Source organism: Sorangium sp. So ce204, from assembly GCF_051526795.1.
GTDB classification, from domain to species: Bacteria; Myxococcota_A; Polyangia; order Polyangiales; family Polyangiaceae; genus Sorangium; species Sorangium cellulosum_B.
This window is the reverse complement of record NZ_CP150317.1, coordinates 343829-359912: the sequence shown is the minus strand read 5'-3', so window position 1 is coordinate 359912 and position 16084 is coordinate 343829. Positions and strand designations below refer to the sequence as shown.

Sequence of the window (16084 nt, the reverse complement as noted above, 5' to 3'; positions counted from 1 at the left end):
ACGACACGGTTTCAAGGTTCCTCGCCCCTGCGGGCCTGGAAGGTCGGCCGGAGCTTTCGCGCGCTTCTGCTCCTGTGGCGCGGGGACGTCCGAGCGGGCGGCCCGTCGGGCCGTCAGGCCGCGGCGAGGGCGGTTCACCGCGCTCGCGGCTTCGGCTATCAACCGCGGGCATGGAAGCTACGACGATCAAGCGCTTCGGGGTGATCGGCGCGGGCCAGATGGGGCGAGGCATCGCCCAGGTCGCCGCGGCCGCGGGCCTCGAGGTGGTCCTGTGCGACGTCTCGAGGGCGCTGGCGGAGTCGGGCAAGGCCCAGATCGCCGCCATTCTCGCGAAGCAGGTGGAGAAGGGCAAGCTGGCCGCGGAGGCGCGGGAGGCGCTCCTCGACCGCGTCGCGGTGGCCGACGGGATGGCGGGCCTCGGCGGGGTCGACCTGGCCGTGGAGGCGGTGACCGAGAGCTTCGACGTGAAGAGCGGGATCTTCAAGCTCGCCGACGCGGCGCTGCCGAAGGGGGCGATCCTGGCGTCGAACACGTCGTCGATCTCGATCACGCGGCTGGCGGCGGTGACCGGGCGGCCTGAGCTGGTCATCGGGATGCACTTCATGAACCCGGTGCCGCTGATGAAGCTCGTCGAGCTCGTCCGTGGGGTCCAGACGTCGGACGCGACGTACGAGGCCGTCCGGGCGCTCTCGGTTGGGCTCGGCAAGACGGTGATCACCTCGAAGGACCAGCCCGGGTTCATCGTGAACCGGATGCTGATCCCCTTCCTCAACGAGGCGTGCTTCGCGCTCCAGGAGGGGCTGTCCACGCCGGAGGACATCGACGCGGGGGCGCGGCTCGGGCTGAACCACCCGATGGGGCCGCTCGAGCTCGCGGACCTGATCGGGCTCGACACGGTGCTGTCGATCGCGGAGGTGCTGCACCGGGAGTTCGGGGACTCGAAGTACCGGGCGGCCACGTTGCTCAGGAACCTGGTGGCTGCGGGGTGGTACGGGAAGAAGAGCGGGCGGGGGTTCTACGTGTACGACGAGAAGGGGCAGAAGAGCGGGCGGGCGGTGTAGAGGAGGCTTCTACGGAGCCAGGGAGGGAGGGGGCGCCGCGCGGGGGGCCGGCGGGGGCCCCTCCCACGAACTCGCGCCTTTTGGGGGGCAATGGCCGGCTGAACGGCGGGAGCGGTCCGGGAGGGCGTCGCACGGAGCGGGCCGGCGCTCGGATTCGTGGGGCCCTACCCCGCCGGCCCCCCGCGCGGCACCCCCTCCCTCCCTGGCTCTCTCCAGGGGGGAGGATGACGGGGGAGCGACGGCGGGATACGCGCGAGGCGAACACGGGTGTGCGGGTCGGAGGACGGGCGGTCTGCCCGACTCACTGCGATCGCACGCGGGCTCGTGGCAGGGCCGTCATGTCGCGCGCATCCGCAGTCAAGCGGTGAGTTCGGATCATCGAGCGACGGGCCGTGTCCCGGAACAGGCGCGTGACATGCTCTGGAAATCGCTCGGTTGGAAATCGCTCGCTCGTCGGCTCGGCAACGGCCTCGACACGGCGGGATCGGACGGACACGGAATGACGCCCTCCCTGGCCCGCGGCAGGCGCTTCCCCCCGGCCCGGGGCGCTGCTAACCACGATCCATGACCGCTCAAGAACAGCAGCCGGGGGCCCGCGGGACGCTCCAGTTCGTCGCCGTCGAGCGCGAGGGTCACGTCGCCACCGTGACCATCCAGCGGCCCGACAAACTCAACGCGCTGAACCCCGCCGTGCTCGGCGAGCTCACCGCGGCCTTCCGCGACCTCCTCGCGCCCGCCGACGGCAACGAGGTCCGCGCGGCGGTGCTGACCGGCGCCGGCAAGGCGTTCGTCGCCGGCGCCGACATCGCCGAGATGGCGGCCATGAACAGCATCGCCGCGAAGCGGTTCGCCGACGCAGGCCACCGGCTCGCAGAGCTCATCGAGACTGCCCCCTTCCCCGTGATCGCCGCCGTCAACGGCTTCGCGCTGGGCGGCGGCTGCGAGCTCGCCCTCGCATGCGACTTCATCTACGCCGCCGAAGGCGCCAAGCTCGGCCAGCCCGAGGTGAACCTGGGCGTCATCCCAGGGTTCGGCGGGACCCAGCGGCTGCTGCGACGGGTCGGGCCAGGACGCGCGCGCGAGCTCGTCTATTCAGGAGACATGATCACCGCCCAGCAGGCGCTCTCGATCGGGCTCGTCAACGCCGTCTTCCCAGCAGCCGATCTGCTCGCGCGCGCCCGCGAGACCGCCCTCAAGATCGCCTCGCGCGGACCGCTCGCCGTCGCCGCCGCCAAGCGCGTCCTCCTGCGCGGCGAGAGCCTCGACCTCGCCGCCGCCAACGAGCTGGAAGCCCAGGCATTCGCCGCGCTCTTCGGCAGCGAAGATCAACAGCTCGGAATGAAAGCGTTCCTGGCGAAATCGCAGGCAACGTTCACGGGCAAGTAAAGGCTCGCGAGGCGCGAGGCGCGTACCACGCGCTCGACGGCAAAAAAATACCGCGCATCACGCTGGAGGGGGGGCCCAGAATGACCGCGGCAGGGAAACCGCGCCGGAGTCTTGAACGTCCGCCACGGTGCAGAAGAAAGACCGCATGCGCTCCGGGCTGGGGGGTCCGCGCCGGCGCGCATGCGGTAGTCAGATTGTGGCATCCGCAAGCGCGTTGTCGATAACAAAGTGCAACGCGTGCACGCCGAGCGAGCAGAACGCTCCACGCGCGAAGGCGGCCAGGCGGGCGCGCGACCCACACACACCCGATCTGCGGGAATTCACGTTCGAGCCGGGCATACCCATCCACCAGAGACAGCGCCCAGCGCTGCGTTCGTCTCGCATTCCGAGGCGAGCGAACACGAAATCCCTGCTCTCTTCAATAAGAGAGGCCACGAGGCAGCAGGCCGTGCACCGGACACCTGCTCCCGAGTAAAGAGCCAGGACGAACAAAGCACACTGCGGAAGGAACGCGCCGGCGCCGATATTCAAGCGCACGAGAGCCCCTCGTACAGACCCAGACCGAGACGGGGGCTGCGCCCGCGCGGCGACAAAGTAAACAGGTTTTATCTAAGGGGGACATAATTCAAGACGTGTCGATCGACGACCCTTCGCGTGATGCGTCTGGGTCAATTTCTCGGCCTCGGCCATCACACATGACAGGGCCTCGATCGCTCGTCGGCGCGCATGCCCGCTCGATCGGGGGCGCCGACGGGCGCGCGGCGCCCCTCGGCAGCGATGGCCTCGTGCGCCTCGGCAGCGCCCCCGAGGGCGGGCGCCCCCGAGGGCGGGGTGCCCACCAGCGCAGGCGTCACCGCCGCGCCGACGCCGCGCCCGCCGAGCACCTCGTCCGCGATCGGGGCGCGACGTCCTTGACGCCGGGCACGAAACGGGATTACCGAGCACCGGCCTGACAATCCATTCCTCGGGTGCCCTCCGGGGCATAACAGGGAAGCCGGTGCAAAACCGGCGCGGTCCCGCCACCGTGAGTGGGGAGCTGCCTCCGAAGACCACTGGGCCCCATTGGAAGAGGCCTGGGAAGGTGGACGCAGCGCTGGGAGCTCGATCAGCTCCCTGAACCCATGAGCCGGGAGACCTACCCGAGCCTCCCACGAGGTGCAGCTTGCGCACGTCTTCGTGGCGTTCGGGTGCGGACTTCACCCGGAGCGCCAAAATCGGTCTTCACGGCCGCGCGTTGTCGATCGCCATCGTGTTCATGGGGACGCTCCTCGCGCCCCGCCCCGCGGCCGCGATGCACCTCGCGGAGGGCGTCCTGCCGCTCGGCTGGTGCGCCGTCTGGAACGCGCTCGCCCTGCCCTTCGTCGCGATCGCCCTCCACCTGCTCCGGCGCCGCACCCAGCAGGACGTCTTCTACAAGCCGTTCGTCGGCCTCGTCGCGGCCGCCGTCTTCGCGATCTCGTGCATGCCCGTGCCGGTGCCGACCGCCGGGACCTGCTCCCACCCGTGCGGCACGGGGCTCGCGGCGGTGCTCATCGGCCCCTGGATGACCGTGCTCGTCACCGTGGTGGCGCTCCTTATCCAGGCCCTCTTCCTCGCGCACGGCGGCCTCACCACGCTCGGCGCCGACGTCGCGTCGATGGGCATCGCGGGCGCCTTCACGGGATATTTCGCCTTCCACCTCGCGCGGCGCTGCGGCGCGAACCTCTGGGTCGCGGGGTTCCTGGCGGGCGTGACCTCGGACTGGGCAACCTACGCCACCACGGCGCTCGCGCTCGCGCTCGGGCTCTCGGGTGATGGGTCGGTGACGTCCATGTTCACGGGCGTCGCCCTCGCCTTCGTCCCCACCCAGCTCCCGCTCGGCCTGCTCGAGGGCGTCATGACCGCGGGGGCGCTCGCCTTCCTGCGCGCCCGGCGGCCCGACATCCTGGACCGGCTCCAAGTCGTCCGGCTCGCCCCGGGGGCGTCGTGACGCGGCGGCTCGGACAGCGCCCGGCCCCAGCGCCGCTCGGGCGGCGCGCGCGCGTCGCGTGCGAGCGCGCGCTCCAGCTCGCCGCCTCCCTCTGGCTCGCCGCCTGCGGCAACGCGTCCTGGGACGGCGTCGACGAGGCCGTTGTGCGCCGCGTCGCGGAGGACGCAGGACGCCACGACACGGGGCCGCTGTTCGCGGGCCTCGAGGGCGACCTCCTGCTGTTCGCGTTCCTCTGGGCCGGGCTCCTCGCCGGCTTCGCCCTCGGCTATTTCTCGCGCGTGCTCTTCGTCGAGCGCGCGGGCGCGCCCGCGGGCAAGGCCGGCGGCGAAGGCCTCCGTGCGGACTGACCCGCCCGCGCGGCTCCGCGACGTGGACGCCCGGCTCCGCCTCGGGGCCGCCGTGGCCGCGTGCTGCGTCGCCGCGGGCGCGCGCTCGCCCGTCACGCCGGCCGCGCTGCTCGTCCTCGCGTGCGCGGCCCTCCGCCTCCAGGGCACGCCGGCGCGCGCCGTCGTCCGCGCCGCCGCGCCCGCCGCGTGGATCGGAGCGGTCGCGGCGGCGCTCGCGCTCGCGCTCACGCCGGGGGCGCCGCTCCTCCCCGGCGCCACGTTCCCTGCCGACGCGATCACGGCCGAGGGGGCCCACCGCGCCGTGGCCATCGGCGCGCGCGTCCTCGCGGCGGCCGCGGTGCTCCGGTGGCTCGCCGGCGCCGCCGCGCCCGCCGAGATCGAGGCGGCGCTCGCCGGGCTCGGCGTCCCCGCGGCCCTCGTCGAGCTGCTCGCGCTGGCGCGGCGCTTCGCCGGCGTGCTCCAGCGCGCGGCCGACAGCGCGTGGAGCGCCGCCGCGCTCCGCGGCGGGTTCACCCGCCCCGGCGCCGCCGCGCGCTCGGCCGGCGCCGTCGCGGGCGTCGTGGCGCTCCGGACGCTGGAGCGCTCCGAGAGCGCCGCGCTCGCGATGCAGCTCCGCGGCTACCAGGGGAAGCTCCCCGTCGCCGACCGGAGGACGAGCGCGCCCGCCGCGAACGTCGCGTTCGCCGCCGCCGCCCTCGCGGCCCTCGGGCTCAGCGTCGCCGCGGGAGAGGCCGGATGATCGCGCTGCGCGCCCCCCGGCTCGGCTACCGGCGCGGCGAGCCCGTGCTGCGCGACGTGCGCCTCGACGTCGCCGAGGGCGAGTCCGTCGCGGTGCTCGGCGGCAACGGCGCCGGCAAAACAGCGCTGCTCAGGACGCTCGTCGGGCTCCTCCCCGCGCCCGGCGGCGGCGTCGAGATCGCGGGCCGCCGCGTGGGCTCGCCCTCGGACGCCGTCGCCGCGGGCGCCGCGCTCGTGCTCCAGGACCCGGACGACCAGCTGCTCGGCGCGACGCTCCTCGACGACGTCCTGTTCGGCCCGCGAAACCTCGGCCTGCCCGCGCCCGAGGCGCGCCGCCGCGCCGAGGCGGCGCTCGCCGCCGTGCAGATCGCCCACCTCGCCGATCGGGCCATCGAGGCGCTGAGCTTCGGCGAGCGCAAGCGCGCGTGCATCGCCGGGATGCTGGCGATGCAGCCGCGGGTGCTGCTGCTCGACGAGCCGACCGCGGGGCTCGACCCGGAAGGCGAGCTCGCCCTGTGCCAGACGCTGCGCGCGCTCTCCGAGCAGCAGGGAACCACGCTGGTCACCGCGACGCACGCGGTGGATCTCGTGCCGCTCTTCGCCTCGCGCGCGGTCTTGCTGGGCGACGGCGAGGTCCTCACGGATGGGCCGCCGCGGGAGGTGTTCGCGCGGGGGGAGCTCCTCGCGCGGGCGCGCGTGCGGCGGCCGTGGGTCGCCGAGCTCTGGACCCGGATGAGCCCCGCGCCGCCGCGGGGCGGCGCCGGCCTCCCGCTCACCCTGGAGGAGGCGCTCGCGTGCATGACGACGGTCTCCTGCTGATCGGCCACGGCAGCCGCGACGCCGCGTCGAACGCCGAGTTCGAGGCGATCGTGGCCGATTACGCCGCGGCGCGGCCCGGGATCGCCGTGCAGCACGGCTACATCGAGCTCGCGACGCCGCACCTCGCCGACGCGCTCGCGGCGCTCGCGGCGCGGGCGTCCCGCGTGGCGGTCGTGCCGCTCTTCCTGTTCGCGGCGGGGCACGTGAAGAACGACATCCCGCTCGCGCTCGAGCGGGCCCGGGCCGCGCACCCGGGCGTGCGGTTCTCGGCGGCGCGGCCGCTCGGCGTGCACCCGGCGCTCGCGCAGATCGCGTTCGAGCGCGCCGCGACAGCGCTGCCGGACGACCCGGCCGCGCGGGCCCGGTCGGCGCTCGTCGTCGTGGGGCGCGGGTCGAGCGACCCGGACGCGAACGGCGATTTCTGCAAGACGGCGCGCCTCATCGGCGAGGGCCGCGGGCTCCAGCTCGTCGAGCCGACCTTCATCGGCGTCACCCGGCCCTCGGTCGAGGAGACGCTCGAGCGGGTCGCGCGGCACCGGCCGGAGCGCGTCGTGGTGGTCCCCTACTTCCTCTTCGCCGGGCGGCTCATGACGAAGCTCGCCGAGCAGGTCGACCGCTTCTCGTCGACGTACCCGTGGATCCGGGCGTCGCTCGCGCCGCACCTCGGCCGGTCGAGCGCGCTCGAGGGCCTGATCGACGAGCGCGCGCGCCAGGCCTTTGCCGGCGAGGCGCCGCTCCCCTGCGACACGTGCATGTACCGCACCGCGCTGCCGGGGCTCGCCCGGGAGGTCGGCGGGCTCAAGGCGATGCTCTACAGCGTGCGCCACACGCTCACGCACACGCAGGCGTCGAACCACCCGCACGCCCACCGCTCGCTGCGCAAGCACGTGCTCGTCTGCGGCAACGCCGACTGCGTCGACCGCGGCAGCCTGGCGCTGCTCGAGTCGGTGCGCCGCCTCGTGAAGCAGGCCGGCCAGCAGCAGCAGATCCGCGTGACGAGGACGTCGTGCATGGGGCGCTGCGGCGAGGGGCCGACGGTCGCCGTCTACCCCGACGGGGTCTGGTACCGCGGCGTCCGCGAGGAGGACGCGAAGGACCTCGTCGAGGAGCACCTGCTCGGCGACCGGCTTGTGGCCCGGCTCGTCGACGACATCATGCAGTGAGGCGCGGCGCCGGGCGCCGCCCTCGAGCGTGAATCGCCGACGCGCGGAGCCTCCCCCGCAGCCCGCGCGCCACCTCGGCCGTCGTGGTCCCTGCCCACGCCCCGCGCCAGGACCGCCCGAGTTGACTTATATGTCCAGTTCAGTCATATGAGTTCTGTGCCCGTCCGCCGCCCCGACAGACCCCGCGACCCTGCGCGGCGCACCAGGATCCTCGACGCCGCCAAGCGCCACTTCGTCGAGCGCGGCTTCAAGGGAACCAACCTCGACGCCGTCGCCGCCGAGGCCGGCTGCGCAAAGGGCGCCCTCTACCTCGAGTTCGCCGACAAAGAGTCCCTCCTGCGCGAGGTGGTAGAGCAAGCGTTCGCCACGATCCGCGCGCGCTTCGCCGCCGAGGTGCTCGGCCTGGAATCCCCGCTCGATCGGCTCGTCGGGACCCTTCGCTTCGCTTACCGACAGCAGGCGGCCGAGCCGCTCTTCGGCAAGCTCCTCCGCGAGGATCCCGACCTCCGCGCGCTCCGCCTGCTCGACGACGCCGCGAGCGCCGCCGCCGCGAAGGCGCAGATCGCCCAGATCAACGGCTGGGTCGACGAGGGCATCGCGCGCGGCGAGATCCGGCCCGACGTCGATCGCGACGCGATCCCCTTCGTCCTCGGCGTGCTGCGCTTCGCGCCCCAGCACATCGGGCTGATCACGTCGTTCTGCGCCTTCGCCGGCGAGCGCACGCTCGACGCGATCGCGGACATCTTTCGCGCCGGCCTGGCCGCGCGTCCAGCGGCGACCCCCACGGAGACGACCTCCACGACGGCGATCCCCACGGAGCAGCGCGCGACCGCGTCGCGCGCAAGGAGCAAGCGATGAACCAGGCGATCGAGGTGAACGCGCTCGGCAAGCGCTTCGCGAAGGTCACGGCCGTCGACGGCGTGAGCTTCAGCGTCGCGGCAGGCGAGATCTTCGGCTTCATGGGGCACAACGGCGCCGGCAAGACCACGACGCTGCGCATGCTCCTCGGCCTGACCCGGCCCACCGCGGGCACCGCGCGCGTGCTCGGGCGCGACGTCGTCCACGAGACGCTCGAGGTCCGGCGGAACGCGGGTTACCTGCCCGCGTCGTACTCGCTGCCCCCCGACATGACGGCGCGCGGCTTCCTCCACTACATCGCCGCGATGTTCGCGCTGCCCGGCGACGTCGCGGCCGCGCGCGCCGGCGCCCTCCTGCGCCGCTTCGGGCTCGAGCGCGAGGCGGACCGCCCCCTGCGCGGCTTCTCCACCGGCATGGCCCAGAAGGTCGGCATCGCCCAGGCGCTGATCAACGAGCCTGCGGTGCTCCTGCTCGACGAGCCGACCTCGGGGCTCGATCCCCTCGGCCGCCACGAGCTCCTCGAGGTGCTCCGCGCGCTCGCGCGCGAGCGCGGCGTCACCATCGTGTTCTCGTCGCACATCCTCTCCGACGTCGAGGCCCTCTGCCGGCGCGTCGCGGTGATGCACCGCTCGCGCCTCGTCGCCTGCGACGAGGTCGAGCGCCTCAAGGACGCGCACGGGGCGCGCACCATGGACGACCTCTACCTCGCGCTCGTGCGCAGGGAGGCGGCGTGATCCGCCTCCTCTGGCTCGACTACCTCACGACGCTCCGCGAGCGAAAGACCTGGCTCTGCGTCGCGATGCTCGTCTACGCGCTGGTCGCGATCCCCGTCGTGCTCGCGCGCCCGCCCGATCACGTGCGCGCCGCGATCGCCGCGTGGTTCGGCGACGCCGCGCCGTTCCAGGTCTTCATGTACGTGTGGATCGACCTGACGATGAACAAGGTGATCGCGTTCATCCCCGTGGTGCTCGCCAGCGGCGTCGTGCTCCGCGAGCGCGACACCGGCGTGCTGCCGCTCCTCGCCAGCAAGCCGCTCTCGATCCCCCGCTACTTCGTGCTCCGCGCGCTCAGCGCGTGCGCGGTGATGGTGACCCTGCACGTCGCGACCCAGCTCGCCGGCGCCGCCTACTTCAATGCGCGTGTCCCCGGCTTCCGCCCCGGCCCCTTCCTCGGCGCGATGTCGCTCCACGCCTTCGCGGCGCTCTTCGCGACCGCGCTCTGCGCCGCGATCGCCGCGTGGGTGAGGCACCGCGGCGCCTCGGCGCTGATCGGGTTCGCCACGCTCGGGGGCCTCGTGGGCCTCTCGCTCATCGGCTTCTATCAGCCCGCCTGGCGGAGCCTCTCCCTCGCCAACCCGATCGCCCTCGGCGCGCTCGGCCTCGGGAGCCTCGACCACCTCGGCCCCGCCGTGCTCGGCCCCCCGATGCTCGCGCTCGCCGCGCTCACCGCCCTCACCATCGCGGTCGGCGCCGCGGGCGTCCGGAGGATGGAAGCATGACCTCGACGACCGCCCCCGCCGCGGGCTCGCTCCGCGGCTACTTCGCGCTCGAGGCGCGCCGCGCCCCGCGCCGCACCTCGCTCGTCGCGTCGGCCGCCGGCGTGCTCGTGGTGCTCGGCAGCCACGCGCTGATCGTGCGCCTGCCGGCGCAGGTCATCCGCTTCCTCGAGCAGGCCTTCGCGATCGAGGGGATGGCCGCCGTGCTCCTCATCAACGATCTCCTCGCCACCTACTTCGTCGCGTACTTCGTCGCCCTGGCGGGCCTCGTCGACGCGACGGTCACGGCGCGAGAGGAGCATCGCCTCGAGCTCCTGCTCGCCAAGCCGATCCGCGCCCGCGTCTTCCTCGCCGCGCGCACGGCGCCGTCGCTGCTCGCCGGGGCCGGGGCGGGCGTGGTGGTCGCGGCCGCTACGGCGCTCGCCGTCGCGCCGCACATCGGCGCGAGCGACATGATCAGCGCGGCGGGCGCGCTCGGGGCCGGCCTCTTCCTCGTCGCGCTCTCGATGGCGCTGCTCTCGGCGCTCCTGCCGCTCCTCGTGCGGATGCGAGACGGCTTCCACGCGCTCCTGGTCGCGTCGGGCGCGTGGATCGCGCCGCTGATGCCCACGGCGGCGTTCATCTACCGGCCCGACGCGTTCGAGGCGCACGCGGGGCTCAGGGAGGCGGCGGTGCTCGCGTCGCTGCTCTGGAGCGACGCGACCTCGGCCTGGCTCGGCCCGGTCGCGCTGGCGATCGCCGTCCCGCTCGCCGCGGTCTCCATCGCCGCCTCGGGCGTGCTCCTCGAGCGCACCGACGCGCTCTGAGCCCGGCGTGCGCCGCGGGGTCGGGCGCGCCTCGCTCGCTCTCACGCGGCGGCGCGCGCGTCTCTTCTCCCCCCGCCTTCGCCTTTCCGCCCTCTCTCCTAGCTGGTAGGAGGGCCCGATAGAAGGGAACCGATATGGCATGTCACGAGATCGCCGCGCTCCGCCTTGGGCTCATGAACATCCTGGGCATCGATGATCCCGCCGAGCGCACGCACGAGCTCGCCGAGCTCGGCGCCGCGGCCGCCGAGCCCGGGCCGGTCTCGGCGATGCTGCGCGCCGGGGACCTGAAGAACCTCTCGCGCCTCTTCGAGGGGTCGCTCGTGGAGCTCCAGGAGAAGGTCGCGAAGACCCCCGCCGGCGACCCGAAGCTGCCTTACCTGCGCTCGCTCCTCATCCTCACGAAGCAGGTCGAGCTCGATCTGCGCGCCCAGGTCGACGGGCTCGGCCGGCTCTACCGGGAGCTCGAGGAGATGCACGACTTCGTGCACGAGATCTACCCGGCGGAGTGAAGCGCCCGCCGCTCACCGGAGCGACCATGGGCGCGTGATTGCGACCGCGCGAACGCAGGAGTGACGTCATGGCAACACAAGGCAACCCGAAGATCAGGATCGCCCACGCAACGCCGCTCGGCGACGCCGCCCGGCTGCTCCGGCTCGAGCGCGTCGACGGCGCGGAGATCGGCTTCGCCGGCGGGCAGTACGTGATCATCAACACCGGCGTCACCCTGCCCGGCGGCAGGCTCGCGAAGCGCGCCTACTCGCTGCTCTCCAGCGACGCCGAGCAGCGCGCTGTCGAGATCGCGGTGAAGCGCGTCGGGGCCGGGCCGGGCTCGAACGTGCTCAACGACATCGCGGTCGGCGCCGAGCTCGAGTGGAGCGGCCCCTGGGGCAAGCTGCGGCTCGCGGCGGGCTTCTCCGGCCGCGCGCTCGTGATCGCCACCGACACCGGCATCACCGCCGCCCTCGGGATCGCCCGGAGCGCGGCCGCCGCCGGCGCGGCGCAGCTCGACCTGCTCTGGCTCGTCGAGCCGGGCGAGACCTTCGCCTCCGAGCCGTTCGTCCGCGAGCGCCTCCCCGCCGCCGTCCGCCTCGCGGTCGCCCGCGATCTCCCCCCGATCGGCCACCCCGAGCGGCCGGCGCGCGCGTGCGCCCTCGTGGAGCGAGAGCTCGCGGCAGGGCCCCACGACGCCGTGCTCTGCGCGGGCGACGGCGCGGTCCTCTACCCGCTCCGCGACCTGCTCGCCTCGCTCGGCGCGCCGGAGGGGAGCGTGCTCCTGGAGAGCTTCTTCAACAACCCTGCGAAGAAGTCCTTGTAATCGTTCGGGATCTTGCGAGGGGTGGCGGGGACACCGGGCCCCAGCCCCGTGGCTGCCCGTTTCGGTTGAACCGGCTGCCCCCATGGGCCAAATGGCCGCCATGGCTGCCTTCCGACACGTCCGCGGCGCGCGCGCTCTCTCTCCGTTTCGTACCGACAAGCGCCTGACCGAGCTGAAGCAGCGGGTGCCCGAGGTGGTCGGGCTGGGGAGCCGCTGGATCTACTTCGTGCACTCGCGGGCCTCGCTCGACGAGCGCGGCGAGCACGTGCTGTCGCGTCTCCTGGACGACGACGCGCTGGCGCACGGCGGGGGCGGGACGGGCGAGGACGAAGGTCAGCTCGTGCTGGTGGTGCCGCGCTTCGGCACGCTCTCGCCCTGGAGCTCGAAGGCGACCGACATCGCCTGGGCGGCGGGGCTCGCGGCGGTGCAGCGGATCGAGCGGGGCATCGCCTACCACGTGCGGGCGTCGCGGCCGCTGACCGGCGAGGAGCTGACGCGCGCGGCGGAGGCGCTGCACGATCGGATGACCGAGTCGGTGGCCTTCGATCTGGCGGCCGGGCAGGCGCTCTTTCGCGACGAAAAGCCGCGTCCCCTCGCCCGCGTGCCGCTGTCGTGCGAGGGGCGGCTCTCGCTGACGCGCGCCAACAAGGAGCTCGGCCTGGCCCTGGCCGAGGACGAGATCGACTACCTGCTGGCCGCGTTCACGGAGCTGGGGCGGGATCCGAGCGACGTCGAGCTGATGATGTTCGCGCAGGCCAACAGCGAGCACTGCCGGCACAAGATCTTCAAGGCCGACTGGGTGATCGACGGCGAGGCGCAGGGGCTCTCGCTGTTCAAGATGATCCAGAACACCTTCGCGGTGACGCCGCACCACGTCCTGTCGGCGTACAGCGACAACGCGGCGGTCATGGAAGGGCTCGACGCCGAGCGCTTCTTTCCACAGCCGGGGGCCGGCGCGCTGTACGAGGCGCGGCGCGAGCCGGCGCACGTGCTGATGAAGGTGGAGACCCACAACCATCCCACGGCCATCTCGCCGCATCCCGGCGCTTCGACGGGCAGCGGCGGCGAGATCCGTGACGAGGGCGCCACGGGGCGAGGCGCGAAGCCGAAGGCCGGGCTCACCGGTTTTTCGGTGTCGAACCTGCGCATTCCCGGCTTCGAGCAGCCGTGGGAAGCCGAGCCGATCGGCAAGCCCGATCGCATCGTCTCGGCGCTCGACATCATGATCGACGGGCCGCTCGGCGGCGCCGCCTTCAACAACGAGTTCGGGCGCCCTGCCCTGGCCGGCTACTTCCGGACCTTCGAGCAGAAGGTGCCGGGCGACGGCAGCTCGGCCTCCAGCGTGCGCGGCTATCACAAGCCCATCATGCTGGCGGGCGGGCTCGGCAATGTGCGGCCCGAGCTGGCGCTGAAGAAGACCTTCCCGGCCGGGGCGCCCATCGTCGTGCTCGGCGGGCCGGCCATGTTGATCGGCCTGGGCGGCGGCGCGGCGTCGTCGATGGCCTCGGGCTCGTCGTCCGCCGATCTGGATTTCGCCTCGGTGCAGCGGGACAACCCGGAGATGCAGCGGCGCTGCCAGGAGGTCATCGATCGCTGCAACGCCCTGGGCGCCGGTTCGCCCATCCTCAGCATCCACGACGTGGGCGCGGGCGGCCTGTCGAACGCCTTGCCCGAGCTGGTGCACGACGCGGGCGTGGGAGGGCGCTTCGAGCTGCGCCGGGTGCCCTCGGTCGAGCCCGGCATGTCGCCGCTCGAGATCTGGTGCAACGAGGCGCAGGAGCGCTACGTGCTGGCGCTGGACGGCTCGCGCCTTGCGATCTTCGAGGAGATCTGCCGGCGCGAGCGCTGCCCCTACGCCGTGGTCGGCCACGCGACGGCGCAGAAAGATCTGGAGCTCGACGACGCCGAGCTCCACGACCAGCCGATCGACATGCCGCTGTCGGTCTTGCTCGGCAAGCCGCCCAGGATGACGCGCGACGTCCGCCGCCTGCCCTCGCCCAGACAGGCGCTCGACGCCGCCAAGCTGCCGCTGCGCGAGGCGGTCTACCGCCTGCTGCGGCTGCCCACGGTGGCCGACAAATCCTTCCTCATCACGATCGGCGACCGCACCATCACCGGCCTCGTGCACCGCGATCAGATGGTCGGACCCTGGCAGGTGGCCGTGGCCGATGCAGCGGTGACGCTGGCCGACTACACGGGTTACGGCGGCGAGGCCATGGCCATGGGCGAGCGCACCCCGCTCGCCGTGCTCGACGCTGCGGCCTCGGCGCGCATGGCCGTGGGCGAGGCGCTGACCAACCTGGCGTCGGCTCCGATCGAGAGCCTCGAGCGCGTGAAACTGTCGGCGAACTGGATGGCAGCGGCCGGCGCCCCCGGCGAGGACGCCAGGCTCTATGAAGCCGTGAAGGCGGTGGGCCTCGAGCTGTGCCCGGCGCTCGGCCTCGCCATCCCCGTCGGCAAGGACAGCATGTCGATGCGCACGGTCTGGGACGGCGGCCAGAAGAGCGTCGTCTCTCCCATCTCGCTCATCGTCTCGGCCTTCGCCCGTGTGCCGGACGTGCGCGGCGCGCTCACGCCCCAGCTCCGCACCGACGCCGGGGACACCGTGCTCGTGGCCGTCGACCTGGGGCGCGGCAAGAATCGGCTGGGCCTCTCGGCGTTCGCCACCGTCAGCGAGCAAGTGGGCGACAGCGTGCCGGACGTCGACTCGCCGGCCGATCTGCGCGCCTTCTTCGAGACCGTGCAGGGCCTGCGGCAGCGGGGGCTGGTGCTCGCCTACCACGATCGCTCGGACGGCGGCCTGTTCGTCACCTGGGCCGAGATGAGCTTCGCCGGCCGCGTCGGCGCGGAGCTGTCGCTCGATGCGCTGGCGGCGGACATCTCGCTTCCGGCCGCTCAGGCTGCAGCCTTGTTCTCGGAAGAGCTGGGCGCCCTCCTGCAGGTGCGTGCCCAGGACGCGCCCGAGGTCATCTCGGCCTTCGCCCGCGCCGGTCTCGAGGGAGCGGCGCACGTCGTCGGCAAGCTCCGCAGCGACGATCGGCTGGTGGTGACCGCGGGCGGCCAGGTCGTGCTCGACGAGCCGCGCGTGGACCTGCGCCGCGCCTGGTCCGAGACCAGCTACCGCATGCGAGCGCTGCGCGACAACCCCGAGAAGGCCCGCGAGGAGTTCGACGCGCTGCTCGACGCCGGGGATCCGGGCATCTCGCCGCATCTGCCCTTCGACGTCGAACGATCGCTGGCTCGTCCGCTGATCGAAGCCGCCAGCGAACGGCCCAAGGTGGCCATTTTGCGCGAGCAGGGCGTCAACGGTCAGATCGAGATGGCCGCCGCCTTCCACCGCGCCGGCTTCGCCGCCCACGACGTGCACATGAGCGATCTGATGAGCGGCGCCGTGTCGCTCGAGAGCTTCCGCGGCCTGGCCGCCTGCGGCGGCTTTTCCTACGGCGACGTGCTCGGCGCCGGCATGGGCTGGGCCCGCTCGGCGCTCTTTCACAGCGAGACGCGCGAGGCGCTGTCGGCCTTCTTCAGGCGACCGAACACCTTCGCCCTCGGCATCTGCAACGGCTGCCAGATGATGGCCGGCCTCAAGGACATCATCCCCGGTGCCCAGCGCTGGCCGCGCTTCGTCAAGAACCGTTCCGAACAGTTCGAGGCCCGCCTCGCCCAGGTCGAGATCCTGGAGAGCCCCTCGGTGCTGCTGCGCGGCCTGGTGGGCGCGCGCCTGCCCGTGGCCGTGGCCCACGGCGAGGGTTATGCCCACTTCGAAAGCGACGCCGATCGCCGCGCGGCGCGTGTGGCGGCACGCTGGGTGGACGGCCGCGGTCAGGTCGCCACGCGCTACCCCGCCAACCCCAACGGCTCGCCCGACGGCATCACCGGCCTCACCACCGACGACGGCCGTGTGACGATCCTCATGCCGCACCCCGAGCGCGTCTTCCGCGCCGTGCAGCACAGCTGGGCTCCCCCCGAGTGGTCGGAACGCGGCCCCTGGCTGCGCCTCTTCGAGAGCGCGCGGGCGTTCGTGGGCTGAGGGTCTCTCCGGGAGCTTCGCCCCGACCGACCAGGAGGGCGGGAAATCGTCACGCCGCCCGAGGGCGGCGCGCGCCTCGAAAGCTTCTCCCACAACG

General features: G+C 73.1%; 15 protein-coding genes and 1 riboswitch. Of the genes, 14 read left to right on the top strand and 1 reads right to left on the bottom strand.

Annotated features, from left to right (window positions below):
- Positions 1-170: 170 nt before the first annotated feature.
- A complete protein-coding gene (locus WMF22_RS01395) occupies positions 171-1061 on the top strand; it encodes a 3-hydroxyacyl-CoA dehydrogenase family protein (RefSeq protein ID WP_438034596.1) in 891 nt (296 codons plus the stop codon).
- A 564-nt stretch (positions 1062-1625) separates the two neighbouring features.
- On the top strand, positions 1626-2447 hold the full coding sequence (locus tag WMF22_RS01390; RefSeq protein WP_438034595.1) for an enoyl-CoA hydratase/isomerase family protein: 822 nt from the start codon (positions 1626-1628) through the stop codon (positions 2445-2447).
- Positions 2448-3136: 689 nt separating this feature from the next.
- Here WMF22_RS01390 and WMF22_RS01385 read toward each other — a convergent pair.
- A complete protein-coding gene (locus tag WMF22_RS01385; RefSeq protein WP_438034594.1) occupies positions 3137-3331 on the bottom strand; it encodes a hypothetical protein in 195 nt (64 codons plus the stop codon).
- 65 nt (positions 3332-3396) lie between these two features.
- Positions 3397-3604: riboswitch (cobalamin riboswitch) on the top strand.
- Positions 3605-3702: 98 nt separating this feature from the next.
- On the opposite strand from WMF22_RS01385, the gene WMF22_RS01380 reads away from it, so the two are divergent.
- The 12 genes from WMF22_RS01380 to purL all read left to right on the top strand — a co-directional run bounded on the left by WMF22_RS01380 (position 3703) and on the right by purL (position 15987).
- Positions 3703-4416, top strand: coding sequence for an energy-coupling factor ABC transporter permease (locus WMF22_RS01380; RefSeq protein WP_438037226.1), 714 nt, complete (start codon positions 3703-3705; stop codon positions 4414-4416).
- Positions 4413-4763, top strand: a complete 351-nt coding sequence (locus WMF22_RS01375; protein WP_438034593.1) for a hypothetical protein — start codon at positions 4413-4415, stop codon at positions 4761-4763. Before WMF22_RS01380 ends, WMF22_RS01375 begins: the two co-directional genes overlap by 4 nt.
- Positions 4753-5502, top strand: coding sequence for a CbiQ family ECF transporter T component (locus tag WMF22_RS01370; protein ID WP_438034592.1), 750 nt, complete (start codon positions 4753-4755; stop codon positions 5500-5502). Before WMF22_RS01375 ends, WMF22_RS01370 begins: the two co-directional genes overlap by 11 nt.
- Positions 5499-6320: an energy-coupling factor ABC transporter ATP-binding protein gene (locus WMF22_RS01365; protein ID WP_438034591.1), complete on the top strand. Its 822-nt coding sequence runs from the start codon at positions 5499-5501 to the stop codon at positions 6318-6320. The genes WMF22_RS01370 and WMF22_RS01365 overlap by 4 nt, the downstream gene beginning before the upstream one ends.
- Positions 6296-7483, top strand: coding sequence for a CbiX/SirB N-terminal domain-containing protein (locus tag WMF22_RS01360; RefSeq protein ID WP_437297318.1), 1188 nt, complete (start codon positions 6296-6298; stop codon positions 7481-7483). The genes WMF22_RS01365 and WMF22_RS01360 overlap by 25 nt, the downstream gene beginning before the upstream one ends.
- Positions 7484-7630: 147 nt before the next feature.
- Complete coding sequence (locus tag WMF22_RS01355) at positions 7631-8341, top strand: TetR family transcriptional regulator (RefSeq protein WP_438034590.1); 711 nt, start codon at positions 7631-7633, stop codon at positions 8339-8341.
- On the top strand, positions 8338-9075 hold the full coding sequence (locus tag WMF22_RS01350; RefSeq protein WP_437297316.1) for an ABC transporter ATP-binding protein: 738 nt from the start codon (positions 8338-8340) through the stop codon (positions 9073-9075). Before WMF22_RS01355 ends, WMF22_RS01350 begins: the two co-directional genes overlap by 4 nt.
- Positions 9072-9839 carry a hypothetical protein gene (locus WMF22_RS01345; RefSeq protein ID WP_437297315.1) on the top strand — a complete coding sequence of 256 codons (768 nt, stop codon included), beginning with the start codon at positions 9072-9074 and terminating at the stop codon, positions 9837-9839. The genes WMF22_RS01350 and WMF22_RS01345 overlap by 4 nt, the downstream gene beginning before the upstream one ends.
- Positions 9836-10642 carry a hypothetical protein gene (locus tag WMF22_RS01340; RefSeq protein ID WP_438034589.1) on the top strand — a complete coding sequence of 269 codons (807 nt, stop codon included), beginning with the start codon at positions 9836-9838 and terminating at the stop codon, positions 10640-10642. The genes WMF22_RS01345 and WMF22_RS01340 overlap by 4 nt, the downstream gene beginning before the upstream one ends.
- 134 nt (positions 10643-10776) lie before the next feature.
- Positions 10777-11151 carry a DUF3209 family protein gene (locus WMF22_RS01335; RefSeq protein ID WP_012232878.1) on the top strand — a complete coding sequence of 125 codons (375 nt, stop codon included), beginning with the start codon at positions 10777-10779 and terminating at the stop codon, positions 11149-11151.
- A gap of 68 nt (positions 11152-11219) precedes the next feature.
- A complete protein-coding gene (locus WMF22_RS01330) occupies positions 11220-11957 on the top strand; it encodes an FAD-dependent oxidoreductase (RefSeq protein ID WP_438034588.1) in 738 nt (245 codons plus the stop codon).
- A 100-nt stretch (positions 11958-12057) separates the two neighbouring features.
- Positions 12058-15987, top strand: coding sequence for a phosphoribosylformylglycinamidine synthase (gene purL / locus WMF22_RS01325; protein WP_438034587.1), 3930 nt, complete (start codon positions 12058-12060; stop codon positions 15985-15987).
- Positions 15988-16084 lie beyond the last annotated feature (97 nt).